Source organism: Ramlibacter sp., assembly GCF_035554825.1.
Taxonomy (GTDB): domain Bacteria; phylum Pseudomonadota; class Gammaproteobacteria; order Burkholderiales; family Burkholderiaceae_C; genus Ramlibacter.
This window is the reverse complement of record NZ_DATMHS010000123.1, coordinates 1-21390: the sequence shown is the minus strand read 5'-3', so window position 1 is coordinate 21390 and position 21390 is coordinate 1. Positions and strand designations below refer to the sequence as shown.

Annotated in this window: 23 protein-coding genes; 11 read left to right on the top strand and 12 right to left on the bottom strand. The window is 69.1% G+C overall.

The features are described 5' to 3' along the window. The 9 genes from VNT59_RS15050 to gspG all read right to left on the bottom strand — a co-directional run. On the bottom strand, positions 1-935 hold a 935-nt coding region (locus VNT59_RS15050), incomplete at its 3' end, for a secretin N-terminal domain-containing protein (RefSeq protein ID WP_414708397.1). Between the two features lies 1 nt (position 936). After that, positions 937-1584: a type II secretion system protein N gene (gspN, locus tag VNT59_RS15045; RefSeq protein ID WP_325499473.1), complete on the bottom strand. Its 648-nt coding sequence runs from the start codon at positions 1582-1584 to the stop codon at positions 937-939. Between the two features lie 163 nt (positions 1585-1747). Continuing rightward, the gene (gene gspM, locus VNT59_RS15040) at positions 1748-2227 is read right to left on the bottom strand and encodes a type II secretion system protein GspM (protein ID WP_325499471.1); all 480 of its coding nucleotides are present in this window, start codon (positions 2225-2227) and stop codon (positions 1748-1750) included. Continuing rightward, positions 2224-3432 carry a type II secretion system protein GspL gene (gene gspL, locus VNT59_RS15035; RefSeq protein WP_325499470.1) on the bottom strand — a complete coding sequence of 403 codons (1209 nt, stop codon included), beginning with the start codon at positions 3430-3432 and terminating at the stop codon, positions 2224-2226. The genes gspM and gspL overlap by 4 nt, the downstream gene beginning before the upstream one ends. A 43-nt stretch (positions 3433-3475) precedes the next feature. Further along, entirely contained in the window at positions 3476-4504 is a 1029-nt protein-coding gene (gene gspK, locus VNT59_RS15030) for a type II secretion system minor pseudopilin GspK (protein WP_325499468.1), read from the bottom strand. After that, on the bottom strand, positions 4501-5205 hold the full coding sequence (locus VNT59_RS15025; RefSeq protein WP_325499466.1) for a PulJ/GspJ family protein: 705 nt from the start codon (positions 5203-5205) through the stop codon (positions 4501-4503). The genes gspK and VNT59_RS15025 overlap by 4 nt, the downstream gene beginning before the upstream one ends. After that, a complete protein-coding gene (gspI, locus tag VNT59_RS15020) occupies positions 5205-5573 on the bottom strand; it encodes a type II secretion system minor pseudopilin GspI (RefSeq protein ID WP_325499464.1) in 369 nt (122 codons plus the stop codon). Before gspI ends, VNT59_RS15025 begins: the two co-directional genes overlap by 1 nt. Further along, complete coding sequence (locus VNT59_RS15015) at positions 5573-6034, bottom strand: prepilin-type N-terminal cleavage/methylation domain-containing protein (RefSeq protein ID WP_325499462.1); 462 nt, start codon at positions 6032-6034, stop codon at positions 5573-5575. The genes gspI and VNT59_RS15015 overlap by 1 nt, the downstream gene beginning before the upstream one ends. Then, complete coding sequence (gene gspG, locus VNT59_RS15010; protein ID WP_325499460.1) at positions 6009-6449, bottom strand: type II secretion system major pseudopilin GspG; 441 nt, start codon at positions 6447-6449, stop codon at positions 6009-6011. Before gspG ends, VNT59_RS15015 begins: the two co-directional genes overlap by 26 nt. 36 nt (positions 6450-6485) lie before the next feature. Here gspG and VNT59_RS15005 point away from each other — a divergent pair, with 36 nt between their 5' ends. After that, entirely contained in the window at positions 6486-6935 is a 450-nt protein-coding gene (locus VNT59_RS15005) for a type II secretion system protein N (RefSeq protein WP_325499458.1), read from the top strand. Between the two features lie 37 nt (positions 6936-6972). Here VNT59_RS15005 and ilvA read toward each other — a convergent pair whose 3' ends face one another. After that, complete coding sequence (ilvA, locus tag VNT59_RS15000) at positions 6973-8517, bottom strand: threonine ammonia-lyase, biosynthetic (protein ID WP_325499456.1); 1545 nt, start codon at positions 8515-8517, stop codon at positions 6973-6975. A 285-nt stretch (positions 8518-8802) separates the two neighbouring features. Here ilvA and VNT59_RS14995 point away from each other — a divergent pair, with 285 nt between their 5' ends. Beyond that, positions 8803-9252 (top strand): OsmC family protein, encoded by a 450-nt coding sequence (locus VNT59_RS14995; protein WP_325499454.1) that lies wholly within the window; start codon positions 8803-8805, stop codon positions 9250-9252. A 22-nt stretch (positions 9253-9274) separates the two neighbouring features. On the opposite strand, the gene coq7 is transcribed toward VNT59_RS14995, so the two are convergent. Continuing rightward, the gene (gene coq7 / locus VNT59_RS14990; RefSeq protein ID WP_325499452.1) at positions 9275-9892 is read right to left on the bottom strand and encodes a 2-polyprenyl-3-methyl-6-methoxy-1,4-benzoquinone monooxygenase; all 618 of its coding nucleotides are present in this window, start codon (positions 9890-9892) and stop codon (positions 9275-9277) included. A gap of 317 nt (positions 9893-10209) precedes the next feature. On the opposite strand from coq7, the gene VNT59_RS14985 reads away from it, so the two are divergent. From VNT59_RS14985 to VNT59_RS14950, 8 genes are all read left to right on the top strand, one after another. Continuing rightward, positions 10210-11277 (top strand): porin, encoded by a 1068-nt coding sequence (locus VNT59_RS14985; RefSeq protein WP_325499450.1) that lies wholly within the window; start codon positions 10210-10212, stop codon positions 11275-11277. 132 nt (positions 11278-11409) lie between these two features. Then, entirely contained in the window at positions 11410-12192 is a 783-nt protein-coding gene (locus tag VNT59_RS14980; RefSeq protein WP_325499448.1) for a DUF3047 domain-containing protein, read from the top strand. A gap of 111 nt (positions 12193-12303) precedes the next feature. Beyond that, the gene (locus tag VNT59_RS14975; RefSeq protein ID WP_325499446.1) at positions 12304-13284 is read left to right on the top strand and encodes an ABC transporter permease; all 981 of its coding nucleotides are present in this window, start codon (positions 12304-12306) and stop codon (positions 13282-13284) included. Next, on the top strand, positions 13284-14510 hold the full coding sequence (locus VNT59_RS14970) for a M20 aminoacylase family protein (RefSeq protein ID WP_325499444.1): 1227 nt from the start codon (positions 13284-13286) through the stop codon (positions 14508-14510). Before VNT59_RS14975 ends, VNT59_RS14970 begins: the two co-directional genes overlap by 1 nt. Positions 14511-14554: 44 nt before the next feature. Then, entirely contained in the window at positions 14555-16138 is a 1584-nt protein-coding gene (locus tag VNT59_RS14965; protein ID WP_325499442.1) for an ABC transporter substrate-binding protein, read from the top strand. Positions 16139-16192: 54 nt separating this feature from the next. After that, positions 16193-17104 carry an ABC transporter permease gene (locus VNT59_RS14960; protein WP_325499440.1) on the top strand — a complete coding sequence of 304 codons (912 nt, stop codon included), beginning with the start codon at positions 16193-16195 and terminating at the stop codon, positions 17102-17104. Beyond that, positions 17101-18075 carry an ABC transporter ATP-binding protein gene (locus tag VNT59_RS14955; protein ID WP_325499438.1) on the top strand — a complete coding sequence of 325 codons (975 nt, stop codon included), beginning with the start codon at positions 17101-17103 and terminating at the stop codon, positions 18073-18075. The genes VNT59_RS14960 and VNT59_RS14955 overlap by 4 nt, the downstream gene beginning before the upstream one ends. Next, positions 18072-19079, top strand: coding sequence for a dipeptide ABC transporter ATP-binding protein (locus tag VNT59_RS14950; protein ID WP_325499436.1), 1008 nt, complete (start codon positions 18072-18074; stop codon positions 19077-19079). Before VNT59_RS14955 ends, VNT59_RS14950 begins: the two co-directional genes overlap by 4 nt. A gap of 24 nt (positions 19080-19103) precedes the next feature. On the opposite strand, the gene zwf is transcribed toward VNT59_RS14950, so the two are convergent. Further along, complete coding sequence (gene zwf, locus VNT59_RS14945) at positions 19104-20570, bottom strand: glucose-6-phosphate dehydrogenase (protein WP_325499434.1); 1467 nt, start codon at positions 20568-20570, stop codon at positions 19104-19106. A gap of 129 nt (positions 20571-20699) precedes the next feature. On the opposite strand from zwf, the gene VNT59_RS14940 reads away from it, so the two are divergent. Then, the coding region (locus VNT59_RS14940; RefSeq protein WP_325499432.1) for a transaldolase at positions 20700-21390 on the top strand (691 nt) is incomplete at its 3' end.

Sequence of the window (21390 nt, the reverse complement as noted above, 5' to 3'; positions counted from 1 at the left end):
CCGGCCGCGCCGGCAGGCGTCGTCGCCGCCAACGCGGCCCGCAGCGTCACCGCCAGCCGGGCCGCTTCGGCGTTCTTCAGGTAGACGACGTGGATGTTGCCGGTGGTCGGCAGCGAGCCGGGCTGATCGAGCTTGTCGATCAGCGAGCGCACCAGATTCAGCCGCGCGGCATTCGACGCCCGCACCAGCAGGCTGTTGCTGCGCGACTCGGGGATCACGGTGGTGCGAAAGCCGGTGTCGACCTGCCCCTGGCCGGGCGCCGCGCCGGGCACGGCACCGCCGCTGCCACCGGAGTCCGCCAGCCGCTGCACGACCGGCGCGAGGTCCGCCGCCAGCGCGTGCCGCAGCGGGATGACCTCGACGTCGGTCGCGTTCGAGACGTCCAGCGCCGAGATGATGCGCGCCAGCCGCTGCAGGTTGTCGGCGTAGTCGGTGATCACCAGGGAGTTGTTGCCCGGATTGACGTTGATGGTGTTGTTGGGGCTGATCAGCGGCCGCAGGATCGGCACCAGATTGGCCGCCGGCTCGTAATTGAGGCGGAAGATCTGGGTCACGATCTGGCCGCCGCCGGCCGGCGTCCCCACCGACACGGCGCCGCCTTGCAGCTTCGCGTCGGCTTCGGGCACCACCTTGAGCAGGCCGCCGGCGTCGACCACGGTGAAGCCGGCCAGGCGCAAGGTGGCCAGGAACTGGTTGTAGGCCGCTGCCGGCGATACCGGCCGGTCGGTGCTGAGGTTGATGGTGCCCTTCACCCGGGGGTCGACAACGATGTTGCGTCCCGTGATCGCCGCCATCGTGCGCGCCACCGCCTCGATGTCGGCGTTGACGAAGTTGAGCGTGATCGGCTCCGAGGAGCGCTGGGCATACGCGACGCCCATGGGTCCGGTGGCGAGAGCGCAAGCGATGCAGAGGGCGGCAGCCAGTCGGTGGTTCATGTCAGCCTATCGTGATGATGGAGCGGGCGCCGGTGCGCCTTCCGATGATGTTCAGCAGGTTCGACAACGCGTTCTCGCGGTCCGGCGCCGCGCTGGCGACCCCCGAGAAATGCAGGCGCGACCCGACCCAGCTCCCGCTGCCGGTCAGGTTCAGGCTGCCCTCCAGGGTGTCAAGCTGCAAGGTGGGCGTCGGTCCGCCCAGCAGGGTGATTCGGTAGCTGCCCATGGGCCTCAACGTGGACAGGCGCGACGAGAGCCGCTGCGCCGTGAGCTCGGCTTGCCCGGCGATGGCGAGCCGTCCAGCGACCCATTCTACTGAAAGGCCCCTGGTCTGAAGCCGCAGGTCGCCGTCCAGCTGGAGCGTGTTCCACGGGGTGCCCAGGCCCGCGAGCAGGGCCGCCGGCAGCCGGCTTTGGGCGTCGGCGATGCGCACCTGGGTGCCGCCCCAGCGTGGCGCGATGCGCGCCGTCACCGGCGCCGGCGTGCAGCAGGCGCTGGAGAGATCGGCGCGGATGCCGTACCAGCGAAGCCGCAGCCGCCAGTCGACGCGGGTGGGCAGCGCGACGGCATCGGCGCTGCCTTGCCCGCCGGCGAGCACCAGCGCGGCGGAGCCGTTCCAGACGGTGCCGCGCGGGTCGCTCAGGATCACCCGGCCTCCAGTGCGCGCGCTCGCCGCATCGGCCAGCCAGCGTGCCGGTGCAAAGAACAGGAGTCCCGCGAGCCCACCGAGCGCCGCGCCACCGACCGCCCACGACCAGGCCGTCCTGAAACGGGGGCGCGAAGCGGGGCTGGCCACGAGGGGTGCCCGGCCGCTAGCGCGCGGGCAGGGACAGCACGAGCGTGCCTTCCCACAGCCCGCTGGCATTTCGATTCAGCCGCGCCTCGCCGGGCAGCGCGCGCGCGTCGACGCGCGCTTGCGTGAGCCAGCGCGCCAGGGCATCCGCGGGGGTGCCGGTCAGGGTGACCGTTGCACGCTCGCCAGTGATGGCCAGGCGCGCACTGGTCCCCAGCCGCTGCCGCAGCGAAAGCTCCAGCAGCCGCAGCGCCTCGTCGTGCCCGATCTTGGGCTGCGCCTGCATGGCCCGGGCCTGCTGCTGCAGCGCCGTCATCTGCTGCAATTGCGCGTCGAGCGCGCGATGCTGGGTCTCGGCGGAGCGCAGCACGTTCAGCGCCGGCCGGACGGCGATGAACCACACGATCACCAGCAGCACGAGCGCGGACGTGGCTGCCACGAGTACCTTCTCGCGCGGCGCCAGGGCGCCCCAGCGGGCCCGCAGTTGCGCGGCGTTCATGGCGTGTTCCCTTTCGTGATCACCAGGGCGTCGCCCTGCAGCGTGGCGCCGTAGCCCTGCGCCGAAAGCGCCGCGATGAAGGGTTCCGCCTCGTCCTGGTTGGACGCCAGGCCCTTCACCCGCAACTCGCCGTTGTTGTATTCGATCGCCGCAGCGGCCCTGGTCGATGCCGGCGCGCTGCTCAAGGCGCCGAGCATGGCCTCGAGATCCCGGCTGGAAACGGCGCCGGTGGTCTGCCGCAGCGCCGCCACCTCCTTGGTCATCTGCACGGCCGGCTCCACGACCACCTTCACCTGCGGGAAGGTCTGGGTCAGGATCTGTCGCATCGACTCGCGCTTGTGATCCAGCGTGGCCCGTTCGCGCCAGGCCCAGGCGTTCAGGCCGAGCAGGTTGACGCCGACCAGCAGCGCGGCCCCCCAGCGGGCGGCGCGCCACTGCGGCGCCGACAGCAGGTCGGCCCAGACCGTTTCGATCTTCTTGAGCGCGCGGGCGCGGCTGGAGCTGGAAAACTCGAATTGCGCCAGGTCCCAGTCGGCCTGCGCTGCCTCCAGCCAGCGCGCGGTCGACTGCTGCAGCTCCGGGCGATGCTGCAATACCTGTTCGGCGAGCGCGGCCACCGCCGGCTCGGCCACCACCAGGGTCGATTCGGGCAGCGCCGGCAGCAGGGTCAGGGCCTGCGCCGACAGCGGCAGCGAGACCACGCCTTCGCTGCCGGTCATCACCAGCATGGGGTGCTGCGGTTCGCCGAGCGCGTGGAGCACCGGCGCGCCTTCGGGCGCGAACTCCGGCACGATGCGCGAAACCGGCCGCTGCGCCGCTTCGAGCACGTGCAATGCGCTGCGCAGCCAGGCCCGATCGCAGGTGGCGACCCAGACCGGCACGCCGGTCTTGGCTTGCGGCGGCAGCGCGAAGTGCAGCGCCTCCGGCTCGTCGAGCAACTGGTCCTCCAGCAGGCCTTCGAGCACCGCCCGCAGGCGCGGCGAACCGGCGGCCGTGCCCTTGGGCAACTCGACGCGGTGCCACGAGATCTTTGCCGTCGGCACCACGGCGACCACTTCCGCGCCGCTGCGCCCCGGCAGCGGCAGGACCGCGGCCTGGGCGCTGCCGTGCGCGTCGATGGTGCGGCCGTCATTGCTGACGACGTACTCGAATTCGGCCGAAGCGCTCGCGGAGTCCGGGGGGAGGAGAACGATGAGTGCGCTCATGGGAGGCTCCCATTGTAGAAAGGTGGCGCGGCGGCCACGGACCTCATCGGCCGACCGGCGGCGCGCCGGTTTGATGCTCGTCAGTGACTGGCGTCGGGGCGGTCCGCCAGCGTTGCAGCACCCTGACATCGAGCCCGTCGCGCAGCACCACCGCGTGTTCCTCGGTGACCAGCTTGTCCAGCCGCAGCCGCGAGCGAATTTCGAAGAAGCGGCTGCCGACGCTGACGTTCACCTGGCCGGCCGCGAAGGCGCTGGCCTCGGCGCCGACCGCCAGCCGGGCTTCCTCGATGCCGCGAAACGGCGAGCGCTCGCGCGCGGCCACCAGTCGCTGCGCGTCCGCCATCGACAGCTGCAGCACGGTGGCGTAGATCACCTCGGCACTGGCGGTATTGAGGTTGACCGGCGTGCGATAGGGCAGGATGGTGATGTACGGCTTCAGCACCGAGATGGTGTTCTCGGACAGGCCGAGCCAGGCCAGCTGCTCGACCCGCTGCGGCAGCAGGGGGGCGAGCGGACTCGCCTTGCTGGCAGCGCTGGCGTCGGCGGCAAGGCGCAGGTTTTCGGCCAGGGTGTCCAGCTGCGCCTGCGGCAGGCCCAGGGTTTCGAACAGGCGCGCGAAGCCGTGCAGGTCGTCCGACGAGATCTTGCCGCTGTCGTCGATCAGGTTGGAAACGTTCATCAGCGATTGCAGGTCGACGATCTGGCCGGACAGGAAAGCATCCAGCACTTCGCCGCTGGTGTCGGCGCCGGCATTGCGGTCGGCCGCGAGAAAGCTCGACAGGCGCGCCTCCTGCAGCGGCACCGCCCAGGGCTCGCCCAGGTGATCCTGGCCCCCGGTGCGCCCGTCTTCGCGCAGCACCAGCCGCGCCCAGTCGAGGCCGCCGACCAGGACCCATGCCGCCTGCACGCGGGCGCGCTCGGCGGTCTCGACTTCGATGCTGCGCCACTGTTGCCAGAGCGCTGCGGCGGCGAAGGTCGCCACCAGGGCGACGGTGAGCATGGCCGACAGCAGCGCTGCGCCGTTCGCTCGGCGCCGTGAGCCGCGTCGAAGAGGTGCGGCGCGCGGGGTCATGACGACTTGCCGCCGCTGAGGGTCGGCCGCACCCAGTCGATCGTCAGCACGCCGGCAACCGACTGGCCGGGCGGCAGCGTCAGCACCAGCCGCACGCCGTCCGGCAGGACCGGCGTGGCGAGCGCGCCCGGTCCGGACGGCGCGGCGGGCGGCGCTGCGGGCGCCGGCCCGCTGGCATCGCTCGATTGTGGATTGGTCCAGGCGCCGCCGCGGAAGTAGAACAGCTGCCACTCGGCCAGCGGCACCACCGCGACCTCGGCGCGGCGTTCCTCGTCGCCCGGGGTTTGCGCCCAGGTGTCCGCCTGGTGCCATGCGCGGTCCAGTTGTTCGCGCGTGGTTGCCGGCGCCGATTGCCAGCGCAGCCAGGTGCCCTGGCCGTCGACGATGCGCCTGGTCCAGGCCGCGACGATCACCCCGTCACCCGGCGCCGCGCTGCCGCGGCGCGTGATCCGCAGCACCCGGCCGTTCCAGTCGAGCGCGGCGGTTCGCGGCAGCTGCACGACCGCGTCGAGGTCGGCCGACCACTGTTCCAGGCCCACCTGGAGCGTGAGCGCCTCATCCGAGCGGGCCTGGGTCTGCTGCTGCGCGCGCACCATGCCGTCGAGGCCGCGCCAGCTCATCACCGCCAGCAGCGCCATCGCGAACAGGGCGACCAGCAGTTCGACCAGCGTGAACCCGGCTTGGCGACGGCGCGCGATCATCAGTAGCGCCCCACCACCGTGGACAGCCGCAGCACCGGCGCCTGCTCTTCGAAGACCTGCGCGTCGACCCGCCTGAAGCTCGGGTTGGGGGTCGGCAACACCGACACCGTCACGCCGAACTGGCGCCCCGCCTGCTCGCAGGTGAGGCTGGAGTCGCCGATGGCAGGCATGGTGCTGGCGAGGCGGACCTTCACCAGCTCGTTTTCGGCGCATACGTGCGCCAGCAACACGCTGGATTGGCGCAAGGCGTTGCGCGTGAGGGCGCTGGTGGCCTGCAGGCCGGCGCTCAAGGCGATCGCGACGATGGCCAGCGCCACCAGCACCTCGATGAGCGTGAAGCCGCGCTGCCGCCGGCGCGATGGGTGCATCAGCCTGCTCCCGGCGCCACGGCGAACGGCCGCAGGCCGTCGGTGGCGATGCGCAGGCTGCGCCCCGGCGCCGCCGTGGACTCGATCACCACTTCCTGGCGGCCGATGATCGGCTCTGGTCCGAGCTGCAGCGCCGCGCTGCCGCGCACCCGCGTCGTCTCGGCCAGCCAGTGGTCCGGCAGCGTCCCGGCCGGCACGCCGCCGAAGCGGAAGCCCGCGTCGGTGGGGTACCAGCGCACCGGGACCCCGGTGCTGCGCGACTGCGCGCGGGCCGACTCGAACAGGGCCGCGAGGCGCTGCGCCTCGCGTTCGAGCTGCGTCGCGCCGGTGTCGCGCAAGGCGAAGCTCACGCCGGCCGAGGCGATCGCGATGATCGCCACCACCACCAGCAGTTCCAGCAGCGTGAAACCGCGGGCGGCCGGTGCCAAGCGGGCGCTACTGCCAGCTGCCGATGTCGGCATTCTTGCCCTCGCCGCCGGGCTGGCCATCGGCGCCGAACGACATCACGTCGATCTCGCCTTTCACGCCCGGATTGAGGTACTGGTACGGCCGGCCCCACGGATCGTTGGGCAGCTTCTCCAGGTAGGGCTTCCAGTTGGGCGGCGTCGGGCCGCTGGCGGGCTTGGCGACCAGCGCCTGCAGTCCCTGCTCGGTGGTCGGATAACGCTGGTTGTCGAGCCGGTAGAGCTTGAGCGCCTGCATCAGGTTGTTGACGTCGGTCTTGGCCGCGGTGGCACGCGCGTCGTCGGCGCGGTCCAGCACGTTGGGCACGATCAGCGCGGCCAGCACGCCGATGATGACCAGCACCACCATGAGTTCGATCAGGGTGAAGCCTGCCTGGCGCGCGCGGCGCAGGACAGGGGGGAGGTATTTCATCTGGGGCAATCCAATCGCATCAATGATAATCGTGGCATGGTGACCAATATGCAGAACCGGTGGGCGGTCGCCGGCTCGACGTTTCTCCTGTGGGCGCTGGTGGCTGGCAGCGCCGTGTTCTGGGGGATGAAGATGTCCGCGCGCCCCGGCGCAGCTCCCGTCGCCCCGGTCCTGCAGCGCCCCCCGGCCGCGGCCGATCCGGTGGCGCTGGCACGGTTGCTCGGCGCCGCCCCTGCGACTGCCGGCGCGGCTCCGGCGGCGCCTTCGCTGGCCAGCCGGCTCGTCCTGGTCGGCGTCGTCGCCAGCACCTCCCAGCACGGTGCCGCCCTGATCTCCATGGACGGCAAGCCGGCCAAACCATACCGCGTCGGCGCCGCGATCGAGGAAGGCCTGGTGCTGCAGTCGGTCCAGGGCCGCCGTGCGGTGCTTGCCGCCAACGCGACCGGTCCGGCCGTGCTGACGCTCGAACTGCCGCCGCGCAAGTAGCAGGCGCAGCGCGCGGCGCCCGGGGCGGCGCGCCGGCTCAGGTGCGCAGGAAAAGGCGATAGACCGGATTGTCGGTTTCCTCGATCGAGGGGTAGCCCAGCGTATCCAGGAATTCCTGGAAAGCCTTGTTGTCGCTGCGCGGCACCTGCAGGCCCACCAGGATGCGGCCATAGTCCGCCCCCTGGTTGCGGTAGTGGAACAGGGTGATGTTCCAGCCCGGCTGCATGTGCGACAGGAACTTCATCAGCGCGCCCGGACGCTCCGGGAACACGAAGCGCAGCAGGCGCTCGTCCTGCGCCAGGGCCGAGTGGCCGCCGACCATGTGCCGGATGTGTTCCTTGGCCAGCTCGTCGTGGGTCAGGTCCAGTGCGTCGAAGCCGTGCCGCGTGAAGTTCGCCGCGATGCGCGCCGATTCGCCCTTGCCGTGGGTCGTCACGCCGACGAACACGTGCGCCTTGGCTTGGTCGCTGATGCGGTAATTGAATTCGGTGACGTTGCGCGGTCCGCCCGGCAGGCTGCCGATCAGGGCGCAAAACCGCTTGAAGCTGCCCCGCTCCTCGGGGATCGTCACCGCGAACAGGGCTTCGCGCTCCTCGCCGACCTCGGCGCGTTCGGCGACGAAGCGCAACCGGTCGAAGTTCATGTTCGCGCCGCACAGGATGGCCGCATAGGTTTCGCCGCGCGTCTTGTGCTCGGCGACGTACTGCTTGATGGCCGCGACCGCCAGCGCGCCGGCCGGCTCCACGATGGAGCGGGTGTCGACGAACACGTCCTTGATCGCCGCGCAGACGGCGTCGGTGTCGACCCGGATGTAGCCGTCGACCAGCTCGCGCGTGAGGCGAAACGTTTCCTCGCCGACCAGCTTGACCGCCGTGCCGTCGGAAAAGAGGCCGACGTCGGCCAGGCTGACGCGCTTGCGCGCCGTGACCGATTGCGCCATCGCGTCCGAATCGCTCATCTGGACGCCGATCACCTTGACCTCGGGCCGGACCGACTTGATGTAGCTGGCCACGCCGGAGATCAGGCCGCCGCCGCCGATCGCCACGAACACGGCGTCGAGCGGCCCCTGGTGCTGGCGCAGGATCTCCATGGCGATCGTGCCCTGGCCGGCGATGACGTCCGGATCGTCGAACGGGTGCACGAAGGTGAGGTGCTGCTCGCGCTCGAGCTCGACGGCGCGCTGGTAGGCGTCGGAGTAGCTTTCGCCGTCCAGCACGACCTCGCCGCCGAGTGCCTTCACCGCCTCGATCTTGACCTGCGGCGTGGTCACCGGCATCACCACCACGGCCCGGGCGCCGAGCCGATGCGCGGCCAGCGCCACGCCCTGCGCGTGGTTGCCGGCCGAAGCGCAGATGACGCCGTGCTGCAGCTGCTCCCGCGACAAGTGCGCCATCTTGTTGTAGGCGCCGCGCAGCTTGAAGCTGAAGACCGGTTGCTGGTCTTCGCGCTTGAGCAGGATCTTGTTGTGCAGGCGCCGGCTGAGGTTCTTGGCGGGCTCGAGGGCGGACTCGACCGCGACGTCGTAAACCCGCGCCGTCAGGATCTTCTTGAGGTAGTCGGCCGGGGTGAGGTGCTGAGGCATGACCAGTGGATGATAAAACTCATGCGCACCGGTTCCGCGACCGGGCAGGGGCCAAGAAAAAAGCCCTCGAACCTTGCGGTCCGAGGGCTGAATCCACCAAAGGAGGAGGTGGAGGAGACAAGCTGCCTGCCGCACCGGTTTCTTGCCTCCGGCTGCGGCCTTGACTCACCGCACAACGATTTCGTTATGCTCTGGAGCGGAGTATAGCTTGAGCTTGCTGCGTTGCAGCACGGGACTGTCTCAAAGTGAGACGAACGCTCAGGCGATTTGACAAGGATCAAGTGTATGGAATGCACCGTGAGCTGGACGGGTGCGACGGGTGCGCGCTCCGGAATGGGTTTTCTCGCCGAGACGGGGAGCGGTCACGTGCTGGTGATGGACGGCGCTCCGGATGCCGCGCGACCGGCCCACGGCGGCCAGAATCTCGCGCCGCGGCCGATGGAGACGGTGCTGGCCGGCACCGGCGGCTGCACCGCCTACGACGTGGTGCTCATCCTGCAGCGTGGGCGCCACGACGTGCGCGGCTGTTCGGTCAAGCTCACTTCGGAGCGGGCGCCCTCCGATCCCAAAGTGTTCACCAGCATCCACATGCATTTCACGGTGACGGGCCGCGACCTGCCCGAGGCGGCGGTGGCGCGCGCCATCGCCATGAGCCACGAGAAATATTGCTCGGCCAGCATCATGCTGGCCAAGACGGCCGCGATCACCACCAGCTTCGAGGTGCGCGCCGCCTGAGACCTGCGGCGGTGCGCCGTGCCTAGATGTAGTGCGCCGTGGTGGTCATCACCTTGGCGGCCGCACGCATGAGCGCCTTGGCCGGCGCCGGCAGTTCGGCGGCGCCGGCTTGCAGCGCCCGGGCGGCGTGCTCGGCTTCGTCGTCCTTCATCTGCGCGACGATTGCGCGCGAAGCATGGTCGCCGCTGGGCAACCGCTGCATATGGCTTTCCAGGTGGGCTTCCACCTGCCGTTCGGTTTCCACCACGAAACCCAGGCTGACGCGGTCGCCCAGGCGCCCTGCGACCAGGCCGACGGCGAATGCGCCTGCGTACCACAGCGGGTTGAGCAGGGAGGGCCGGTCGCCCAGTTCCTGCAGCCGCTCGGCCGTCCAGGCGAGATGGTCGGTTTCCTCGTCCGCCGCCTGTTCGTAGTGGCGACGCAGCGCCGGGTCGCGGGTGGCCAGGGCCTGGGCCGTGTAGAGTGCCTGGGCGCAGACTTCCCCGACGTGGTTGACACGCATGAGGGCCGCGGCCCGCCGGGCGTCCTGTTCGCCCAGGCGCGTTTCCTCGCCGGGCAAGACAGGGCAGGGGCGCACCGCGTGCGGCTTGGCAAACAGAGTTCGCAAGGCGCTGTCCGCAGCGCCGATCAATCGATCCATGGGCGGCAAGTTTACCGGGGCCTGCGGCTGGCCGGGGCCACCAGACCCGGGGGGCAAAGCCCCGCTGGGCGGTGGTGAATTCGCCCTCGAATCGGCGTGTTGCGCGGGCTCAACTCGGCCGTTTTGCGGGTGTTGTCCGCCTGCAACGAAACGCTGGGCCGGAGGCTAAATACTTTGCGAAAGCAGGGCTGCTCTGGTGCAATAGGCGGAACTTCCCAAAAGGAGGTTGGCCCGGGGATCCGGCGGGAGCACCAAAGTGCCTGCATTTCGTGACCCCTTCGCACCGGAGCCCTCTGTTTAACCTTGGAGAAACTTGCATGAAAAAGTCCCTGATTGCTCTGGCTGTCCTGGCCGCCGCCGGCGCAGCTTCTGCCCAATCGTCCGTGACCCTGTTCGGTATCGTTGACGCGACGGTCGCCTATGGCCGCGCCAGCGGCACGGGTTCCGCCAACAAGTGGCAGCTGACGAACTCGGGCTACAACAGCTCGCGTCTGGGCTTCCGCGGCGTGGAAGACCTCGGCGGCGGCATGTCGGCTTCGTTCTGGCTGGAAGCCGGTCTGTCGAACGACAACGGCACGGGCGTGGCGACCAACCTGAACAACCAAGCGACCGGCGCCGCCGGCGGCTCGACCGGCCTGGTGTTCAACCGCCGCTCGACCGTCAGCCTGGCTGGCGGCTGGGGCGAACTGCGTCTGGGCCGTGACTACACCCCGCAGTTCTGGAACCTGACCGTGTTCGATCCGTTCGGCACGAACGGCGTGGGCACCACCCAGACCCTGAACTCCATCATCACCGGCGTGACCGCGGTCCGTGCCTCCAACACGATCGGCTACTTCCTGCCGGGTAACCTGGGCGGCTTCTATGGCCAGGCCCAGTACTACCTCGGCGAGAACGTGCGCAACGGCGCCGCCACCGAGAAGGACGGCACCGGCGCCGGCGTTCGCCTCGGCTTCGCCAATGGCCCGTTCAACGTGGCCCTGGCTCTGAGCCGCACCGACTACGCCACGGGCAAGGTCAAGCAGAACAACCTGGGCGGCCAGTGGGACTTCGGCATCGCCAAGGCGATGGCCCACTACAGCTTTGACAGCAACGGCAACGTTGACGGCAAGGGCTGGCTGATCGGTGGTCTGTTCCCGGTCGGCGCCGGCGAAATCCGTGCCGCCTACTCGCGTTACAAGACCGATGTGGCCGGCAGCCCGCGCACCAACAAGATCGCACTGGGCTACGTGCACAACCTGTCCAAGCGCACCGCCGTGTACACGACGTGGGCTCGCGTGAAGAACCAGGGCGGCGCCGCTCAGGCTCTGAACGGCTCTTCGTTCGGCACCGGCGTGGTGAACCAGAACTCGTCCGGCCTGGACCTGGGCATTCGCCACAGCTTCTAATTCGAAATGCTGGCCTCGCGCCAGCTCGAGAATCGAAGAAACTTGAGAAGCCGCCTTCGGGCGGCTTCTTTTTTTTGAGAGGCCCGACATGAGGCGGGGGCGTCGGGCGCTCGTGACGGAAAGAAGTTGGTCATGAATGGCAGGTGGCGGACTGGAGGATGGCTTTTTTCGATGACCCTGGCGGCGGTCTCGCTGACCGGGTGTGGGACGACGGCGCCCGGGACGGCCGCGCCGACGGTCGCTGCCAGTCCCTGGGCCCAACTGTCGGCAGCCCCCAGCGGCGCGCGGCCGGTTCGCGGGTGGCGGCATCAGCAATTCCCGGGCAAGTCGCCGACCCAGTTCCAATACGCCCGGGACGAGGGGCGAGAGGCCATCGCGGCCACCGCTTCGTCGTCCGCCAGCATGTTGCGCCAGGACGTGCGCATCGAACCGGCTGAGCTGGGCAGCGTGCTGTTTTCCTGGAAGGTGCCGCAGCTGATCGCCGGCGCCGACCTCGCGTCGCGCGACGCCGACGACTCGCCGGTGCGCGTGGTGCTGGTGTTCGAGGGCGATCGCTCCAAATTTTCGACGCGCGACGCCATGATGTCTGAGCTGTCGCGCGCGATCACCGGCGAGGAACTGCCCTACGCCACCCTCATGTACGTGTGGTGCAACCGTCGCCAGGCCGGGACCGTGATCACGAGCCCGCGCACCGCCCGCATCCGCGGGCTGGTGGTCGAGTCGGGGCCGGGCAAGCTGAACCAGTGGCTCGATTACGAGCGCAACGTGCGGGCCGATTTCGAGCGCGCCTTCGGCGAGCCGCCCGGCGCCCTGCTTGGTGTCGCCGTCATGAGCGACACCGACAACACGCGCAGCACGGCTCGCGCCTGGTACGGGCCCTTGCGCTTGCGCACGGCGCATTCGCGAGCGCCATAGTGCCTGCAGTCGGCAGGACGCGCGGGCGCCGGCCGCTGAAGGAAACCCCTGTATGGGCACCTCGCGTGCTCTGCTAGCATCCCTGCTGCTTTCCGGTACCCCTTCCCCCCGATGCTCGCCTTTGTCCTGCGCCGCCTGTTCCAGGCTGTGATCGTGATGGTCGCAGTGGCCTTCATCGCCTTCATGTTGTTCCAGTACGTGGGCGACCCGGTCGTCTTCCTGCTCGGGCAGGACGCGTCGCCGCAGCAGATCCGCGAACTGCGCAGCGACCTCGGCCTCGACCAGCCGTTCTTCGTCCAGTTCTGGCACTTCCTGCTGAATGCGGCCCAGGGCGAGTTCGGCCTCAGCCTGCGCCAGGGTGCCAAGGTTTCCCGGCTGATTGCCGAGCGCTTCCCGGCGACGCTCGAACTGGCGCTGATCGCCGCCCTGCTGGCGTTGCTGATCGGCGTTCCCATGGGCGTGTACGCCGCCTTGCGCCGCGGCACGTTCATGAGCCAGTTGTTCATGACGCTTTCCCTGCTGGGCGTGTCGCTGCCGACCTTCCTGATCGGGATCCTGCTGATCCTGGTGTTCGCCGTGACGCTCGGCTGGTTTCCCAGCTTCGGCCGGGGCGAGACCGTGCAGGTCGGCTGGTGGTCCACCGGGCTGCTGCGCGCGGACGGCTGGCACCACATCGTGCTGCCGGCCGTGACGCTGGCCGTGTTCCAGCTCACGCTGATCATGCGGCTGGTGCGCGCCGAGATGCTCGAGGTGCTGCGCACCGACTACATCAAGTTCGCCCGCGCGCGCGGCCTGTCCAACCGCGCCGTTCACTTCGGGCATGCGCTCAAGAACACGTTGGTGCCGGTGCTGACGATCACCGGCCTGCAGCTCGGCGGACTGATCGCGTTCGCGATCATCACGGAAACGGTGTTCCAATGGCCAGGCATGGGCCTGCTGTTCATCCAGGCCGTCACCTTCGCCGACATCCCTGTGATGGCGGCCTATCTGTGCCTCATCGCCCTCATCTTCGTGGCGATCAACCTGGTCGTTGATCTGCTGTATTTCGCCGTCGACCCGCGCCTGCGCGTGTCCAAGTCCGAATCCCACTGATGCCTGCCTCGATCACCGGTTCGCCGCTGAAAGCGAACGGCCGCGCCTTCGCCCACATCTCGCAATTCCTGCCCGAGCTCACCTCGTTCCGGCGCGACCTGCACGCCCATCCCGAACTCGGGTTCGAGGAACGGTACACCGGCGGCCGCGTGAAGACGGCGCTCGAAGTGTGCGGCGTGGACGAGATCCACACCGGCATCGGCAAGACCGGGGTGGTGGGGGTCATTCGCGGCCGCGAGAACAGCAGCGGGCGCATCGTCGGCCTGCGCGCGGACATGGACGCGCTGACGATGACCGAGCAGAACGAGTTCGCCTGGAAATCGACGCGCCACGGCATGATGCACGGCTGCGGCCACGACGGGCACGTGGCCATGCTGGTGGGCGCCGCCCGCTACCTCGCCGAAACGCGCGAGTTCGACGGCACCGCCGTGCTGATCTTCCAGCCGGGCGAGGAAGGCTTCGCCGGGGCGAAGGCGATGATCGAGGACGGCCTGTTCGAGCGCTTCCCGGTCGAGGCCGTCTACGGCATGCACAACTGGCCGGCGATGAAGCCCGGCACCATCGGCACCAACCCCGGACCCCTGATGGCCGCGGCGGACCGGGTCACGATCGAGATCACGGGCAAGGGCGGGCACGGCGCGCACGCCTACCTCGCCGTCGACCCGGTGGTGGTCGCCGCCCACATCATCACGGCGGTACAGACCATCGTCTCGCGCAACGTGCGGCCCGTCGACAGCGCGGTGATCAGCCTGTGCGCGATGCAGGCAGGGGACGTGCAGGCGATGAGCGTGATCCCCGGCAAGGCGACGCTGGTGGGCACGGTGCGCACCTTCTCGGCTGAAGTCCAGGATCTGGTGCAGCGGCGGCTGACCGAGTTGTGCAGCGCGGTCGCGCTCGGCTTCGGCGCGACCGCGGTCGTCACCTACGACCGCGTCTACCCCGCCACCATCAACAGCCCGCGCGAGGCGCTCTTCGCCGCCAACGTCGCGGAGTCGCTGGTGGGCGCCGACCACGTGATCCGCGACATGGATCCAAGCATGGGCGCCGAGGACTTTTCCTTCATGCTGCAGGTGCGGCCCGGGGCCTACCTGCGCATCGGGCAGGGCGGCGAGGGCAGCTGCATGCTGCACAACAGCCGCTACGACTTCAACGACGAGATTCTTCCGCTGGGCTCGGCGCTGCATGCGAGCCTGATCGAGCGTTCCATGCCGCTGGCGCAGCGCTGAACGCGCTGCCCGTCCGGCCAACCATCACCAAGAGGAGCTTTCCGATGACCTTCAAGACGAAACTGTTGCAGGCGGCGCTGTTCACCGCGCTCGGCGTGCTGGGCACCGGCGCCGGCGCCCAGACGATCCGCGTCGCCAACCAGGGCGATGCGCTCTCGATGGACCCGCACTCGCTCAACGAGTCGCTGCAGTTGAGCGTCACCGGCAACATCTACGAGGGCCTGGTCGGCCGCAACAAGGACCTGAGCCTGGCGCCGGCGCTGGCGACCTCGTGGAAGCAGACCGCGCCGACGGTGTGGCGCTTCGAACTGCGCAAGGGCGTGCAGTTCCACGACGGCACCCCGTTCACGGCCGACGACGTGGTGTTCTCGTTCCAGCGGGTCGCCGGCGAAGGCTCCGACCTGAAGAGCAACGTCAACGAGATCGCCCAGGTGCGCAAGGTCGACGACCACACGATCGAGATCACGACCAAGTCGCCATTCCCGATCCTGCCCGACCAGCTCACCACCACCTACATGATGAGCAAGAAGTGGTGCGAGGCCAACCAGGCGACGCGTCCGGTGGACCGCCGCAAGGGCATCGAGAACGCCGCCTCGTTCCGCGCCAACGGCACCGGCCCGTTCCGGCTGCGCGAGCGCCAGCCGAACGTGCGCACCACCTTCTCGCGCAACGGCACCTACTGGGGCAAGATCGACGGCAACGTCGCCGAAGTGATCTACACGCCGATCGGCAACGATGCCACCCGCGTCGCCGCGCTGCTGTCCGGCGAAGTGGACGTGATGGAGCCGGTGCCGGTGCAGGACATCGACCGCATCAATGCCTCGCCCGCGGCGAAGGTGCTGACCGGCCCCGAGCTGCGCACGATCTTCCTGGGCATGGACCAGAAGCGCGACGAGCTGCAGTATTCCAGCGTCAAGGGCAAGAACCCGTTCAAGGACAAGCGCGTCCGCCAGGCGTTCTACCAGGCGATCGACATCGACGGCATCAAGAAGACCGTGATGCGCGGCCTGTCGAATCCGACGGCGCTGATGGTCGGGCCGGGAATCAACGGCTTCATCCCCGAGCTGAACAAGCGGCTGCCGTACGACCCCGAGGCGTCCAAGAAGCTGCTGGCGGAAGCCGGCTATCCGCAGGGCTTCGAGGTGACGATGAACTGCCCCAACGACCGCTACGTCAACGACGCGCGGATCTGCCAGACCGTGGCGGCCAACCTGTCCCGCGTGGGCGTGAAGATCAACCTCGCCGCCGAGACCAAGGGCACCTACTTCCCGAAGATCCTGCGCCGCGACACCAGCTTCTACCTGCTCGGCTGGACGCCCAGCACGTATGACGCGCACGACGCGCTGAACGCGCTGATGGCTTGCCCCGACGAGAAGGGCGCGGGCCAGTTCAACCTGGGTGCCTATTGCAATCCGAAGCTCGATCCGCTGATCAAGTCGATCCAGTCGGAGACCGACAAGGCCAAGCGCAACGCGATGATCAAGCAGGCGTTCGAGATCCACACGGCCGACATCGGCCACATCCCGCTGCACCAGCAGGCGCTGGCGTGGGGCGTGAGCAAGAAGGTCGACCTCGTGCAGCGCGCCGACAACTACATGCCCTTCAAGTGGATGAGCGTCAAGAAGTAATCCTTGCGCCTCCCGGCGCCGCCCCGGGTGGGGCGGCGCCTTTCCGGTGATTTCATGAGATCGATTCTTGCCCGCTGGTATGCCAGCGATGTGGGCTACAGCTTCCGCACTTCGCCCACCGCGATCGCCGCTGCGGCGATCGCGTTCGTCTGCATCTTCGCCGCCGTGTTCGCGGAATGGGTGGCGCCGCACAACCCGTTCGACCTGACCACCCTGGTGCTCGGCGACGCGCGGTTGCCGCCGGCCTGGTCGGCCGCCGGCTCGTCGAAGTACCTGCTGGGAACCGACGACCAGGGCCGCGACATCCTCTCGGCCGTGATCTACGGCGCGCGCATCTCGCTGGTGGTCGGCATCACCTCGGTGATCCTGTCGATGGTGATCGGCGTCGCGCTGGGCTTGCTGGCCGGCTTTCGCGGCGGCTGGACCGACACCTTCCTGATGCGACTGTGCGACGTGATGCTGTCTTTCCCCGCGATCCTGGTCGCATTGCTGATCGCCGGCGTCGGCCGGGCGCTGTTTCCGCACGCGCAGGACACGGTGGCCTTCGGCGTGCTGATCGTCTCGATCACCCTGACCGGGTGGGTGCAGTACGCGCGGACGGTGCGTGGCTCGGCCCTGGTCGAGCGCCACAAGGAATACGTCCAGGCGGCCCGGGTGACGGGCGTTTCGCCGCTGCGGATCATGCGCCGCCACGTGCTGCCGAACGTGATGGGCCCGGTGCTGGTGCTCGCCACCATCCACGTGGCCACCGCGATCATCACCGAGGCCACGCTGTCGTTCCTGGGCGTCGGCGTGCCGCCCACCTCGCCGTCGCTGGGGACCCTGATCCGCGTCGGCAACGACTACCTTTTCTCCGGCGAATGGTGGATCACCATCGTCCCCGGCCTGATGCTGGTCCTGATCGCCCTGTCGGTGAACCTGCTGGGCGACTGGCTGCGCGATGCGCTGAATCCGCGACTGCGATGAGTCTCCTGGAAGTCAAGAACCTGGTCGTGGAATTCCCCGGCCGCCACGGCACGCTGCGCGCGCTCGACGACATCAGCTTCGAGATCGCGCCCGGCGAAGTGCTGGGCGTGGTCGGCGAGTCCGGCGCCGGCAAGTCGCTCACGGGCGCTTCGATCATCGGCTTGCTGGAACCGCCGGGGCGCATCGCCTCGGGCCAGATCCTGCTCGAAGGCAAGCGCATCGACAACCTCTCGCACGACCAGATGCGGCACATCCGGGGGCGCAAGATCGGCGCGATCTTCCAGGATCCGCTGACCTCGCTGAATCCGCTCTACACCATCGGCCGGCAGCTGGTGGAGACCATCCAGGCCCACCTGCCGGTGAGCAACGACGAGGCGCGCCGGCGTGCCATCGCGCTGCTGGAGGACACCGGGATTCCCGCGGCCGCCCAGCGCATGGAACATTTCCCGCACCAGTTCTCCGGCGGCATGCGGCAGCGGGTGGTGATCGCGCTGGCGCTCGCGGCCGAGCCCAAGCTGATCGTGGCGGACGAGCCGACGACGGCCCTGGATGTTTCCATCCAGGCGCAGATCATCCAGTTGCTCAAGCGGGTCTGCCGCGAACACCACGCGGCCGTCATGCTGATCACCCACGACATGGGGGTGATCGCGGAGACCTGCGATCGGGTCGCAGTGATGTATGCCGGTCGCGTGGCCGAGGTCGGGCCCGTGCACGAGGTGATCAACCAGCCGGCGCACCCGTACACCATGGGGCTGATGGCCGCGATTCCCGACATCACCGTCGACCGCGAGCGACTCAACCAGATCGACGGTGCGATGCCGCGCCTGAACGCCATCCCGCCGGGCTGCGCCTACCACCCGCGCTGCCCGCGGGCCTTCGACCGCTGCATGGCCGAACGGCCCGAGCTGCTGTACGCCGGCGCCACGCGGGCCGCGTGCTGGCTGCACGATGCCCACGGAGCGCCGGCATGAGCGCCGTCCTCAGTTCGCCGCTGGTGCAGGCGACCGATCTCGCCAAGACCTTCGACGTGTCCGCGCCCTGGCTCAACCGGGTGCTGGAGCGGCGGCCGCGCCAGTTGCTGCATGCGGTCGACGGCGTCAGCTTCGAGATCCGCAAGGGACGCACCCTGGCCCTGGTCGGCGAGTCGGGGTGCGGCAAGAGCACCGTGGCCCGACTGCTGGTCGGGCTGTATTCGCCCAGCCGCGGCAGCTTCACGTTCGACGGCCAGGACGCCCACCGCGCCTACCAGGGGCCGCAGGCGCAGCAGCTGCGCCGCCGCGTCCAGATGATCTTCCAGGACCCGTATGCCAGCCTGAACCCGCGCTGGACGGTGGCCCAGATCGTCGGCGAGCCGCTGCAGGAGCACGGGATCATCCGCGACCGCGCGCAGCTCCAGGACCGGGTGGCGACGCTGCTGCAGTCCGTGGGACTGTCGCCGCTGGACGTGGTCAAGTTCCCGCACCAGTTCTCGGGCGGGCAGCGGCAGCGCATCTCGATCGCGCGGGCGTTGGCGACCGAGCCGGATTTCCTGGTCTGCGACGAACCGACGTCGGCGCTCGACGTCAGCGTGCAGGCGCAGGTCCTCAACATCATGAAGGACCTGCAGCGCGAGCGGCATCTCACCTACCTGTTCATCTCGCACAACCTGGCCGTGGTGCGGCACGTCAGCGATGAAGTCGGCGTGATGTACCTCGGGCGGCTGGTGGAACTGGCCGGCAAGCAGGAGCTGTTCAGCCAGCCGCGCCATCCCTACACCCGGATGCTGCTCGATGCCATCCCGAAGATGCACGACACCGGCCGGGCGCGCACCCCGGTGCAGGGCGAGGTGCCCAACCCGCTGAATCCGCCGACCGGTTGCGCGTTCCATCCGCGCTGTCCCCATGCCAACGAGCGCTGCAAGGTCGAGCGGCCGGCCCTGCTCGCCATCCACGGCATCCGGATTGCCTGCCACGCGGTGGAGGAAGGCCGGATCTGAGCGGCTGTGCTCAGGCGCGCCGGCTCAGCACTCCTCGCTCCAGCAATAGCCGTCGCGCGCGATCATCGCGCTGGCGGCGCTCGGCCCCCAGGTGCCGGCGGCATAAGGGCGCGGCCCCGCGGCGTCCTGCCGCCAGTGCTCCAGGATCGGCTCGACCCAGCGCCAGGCTTCCTCCTGCTCGTCGCTGCGCACGAACAGGTTCAGGCGGCCGTCGATCACGTCCAGCAGCAGCCGCTCGTAGGCGCCGACCCGCTCGGAGCCGAAGCGCTTGTCGAAGTCGAGGTCGAGGTGCACGGGGGTGAGCGCCTGCGGCGCCGGCCGGGCGCCGTGCCGATGGTCCTGGCCCTGCGCCAGCAGGTGCAGTTCGAGCCCGTCCTTGGGCTGCAGGTGGATGACCAGCCGGTTGGCGGCGCCCATCGGCGAATGGAAGATCGCATGCGGCGTGGGCCGGAAGTTGACCACGATGCGCGCATCGCGGCCGGCCAGCCGCTTGCCGGTGCGGATGTAGAACGGCACGCCGGCCCAGCGCCAGTTGGCGATCTCGGTGCGCAAGGCCACGAAGGTTTCGGTCGTGCTGTGCGGTTCCACCCCCGACTCCTCGCGGTAGCCGGGCACGCCCTCGCCGCCGACGGTGCCAGGCCCGTACTGGCCGCGGATCACGTGCTGGCCGATGGACTCGGCGGTCCATGGCTTGAGCGACCGCAGCACCTTCAGTTTCTCGTCGCGGATGGCGTCGGCGTGCGCATTGATCGGAGGCTCCATCGCCAGCGCGCACAGCAGCTGCAGCGCATGGTTCTGGACCATGTCGCGCAAGGCCCCGGTGTTGTCGTAGAAGGCACCGCGCTTTTCCACGCCAAGGTCTTCGGCAATGGTGATCTGGATGTTGGCGATCGTCTCGCGCCGCCACAGCGGCTCGAACAGCACGTTGCCGAACCGCAGCGCAAACAGGTTCTGCACCGCCGGCTTGCCGAGGTAGTGGTCGATGCGAAAGATCTGCTTTTCGCTCAGCACGCCGCGCACCGTTTCGTTGATCGCCCGGTTGGAGGCCAGGTCGTGGCCCAGCGGCTTCTCGAGGACGATCCGCGTGTTGGGCCGGTTCAGGCCCGCTGCCGCGAGCTGCTCCACGGCCGCGGTGAACAGCGAGGGCGCCGTCGCCAGATACAGCACCACGGTATCGGCGTGCCGCTCGCGCAGCGTCGCCGCCAGCCGCTGGAAGTCCGGCGGCCGCGACAGGTCCATGCGCACGAAATGCAGCAGCGCGGCGAAGCGGTCGAACTCGGCGGGGCTGGGCCGTTTCGCGAGCTCGACCTGATCGAAGCGGGCTCGGATCAGTTCGCGGTAGGCCTCGTCGCTCAGGTCGTCGCGCGCGACGCCGATGATGCGGCCGTGCTCGGGCAGCGACCCGTGGCGGAAGGCCTGGAACAGGGCGGGCATCAGCTTGCGCCAGGCGAGGTCGCCGGTGCCGCCGAACAGGACAAGATCGAAGCTCATGTGTTCACGCGTTGTTCCGGGTACTGTACCTGCCTTCGCGCGAGCCGGGCCGCGACGCACGGCGGCCAGGAACCAGCGGCCGCCTCGGCAACGCGCCACGCCGGCCGGGCATCGCCGGATAATTGCGCCATGAACCAACTCGATGCGCTGAAACAGTTCACGACCGTCGTTGCCGATACCGGCGACTTCCGGCAACTGGCCCAGTTCCGTCCGCAGGACGCCACGACCAATCCGTCGCTGATCCTGAAGGCGGTGCAAAAGGCCGACTACGCCCCGCTGCTGCAGGAGACGATGCAAAAGCACGGCAAGGGGCCGCTCGACGAGACCATGGACCGGCTGCTGGTGCGGTTCGGCCGCGAGATCCTGTCGATCATTCCCGGCCGGGTTTCGACCGAGGTCGATGCCCGCCTGAGCTTCGATACGGCCGGGTCGGTGCAGCGGGCCGAGCGCATCATCGCCATGTACCGGGCCGAGGGCGTGCCGGTCGAGCGGGTGCTGATCAAGGTCGCATCCACCTGGGAGGGGATCGAGGCGGCGCGCCAGCTGGAGGAGCGCGGCATCCGAACCAATCTCACGCTGCTCTTCTCCTTCAGCCAGGCGGTGGCCTGCGCGCAGGCCAAGGTACAGCTGATCTCGCCGTTCGTCGGCCGCATCTACGACTGGTACAAGAAGTCGACCGGCACCGACTACACCGGCGCCGACGATCCGGGCGTGCAGTCGGTCAAGCGTATTTACCAGTACTACCGCAAGTTTGGCTACACCACCGAAGTGATGGGCGCGAGCTTCCGCAACACCTCGCAAATCCTGGAACTGGCCGGCT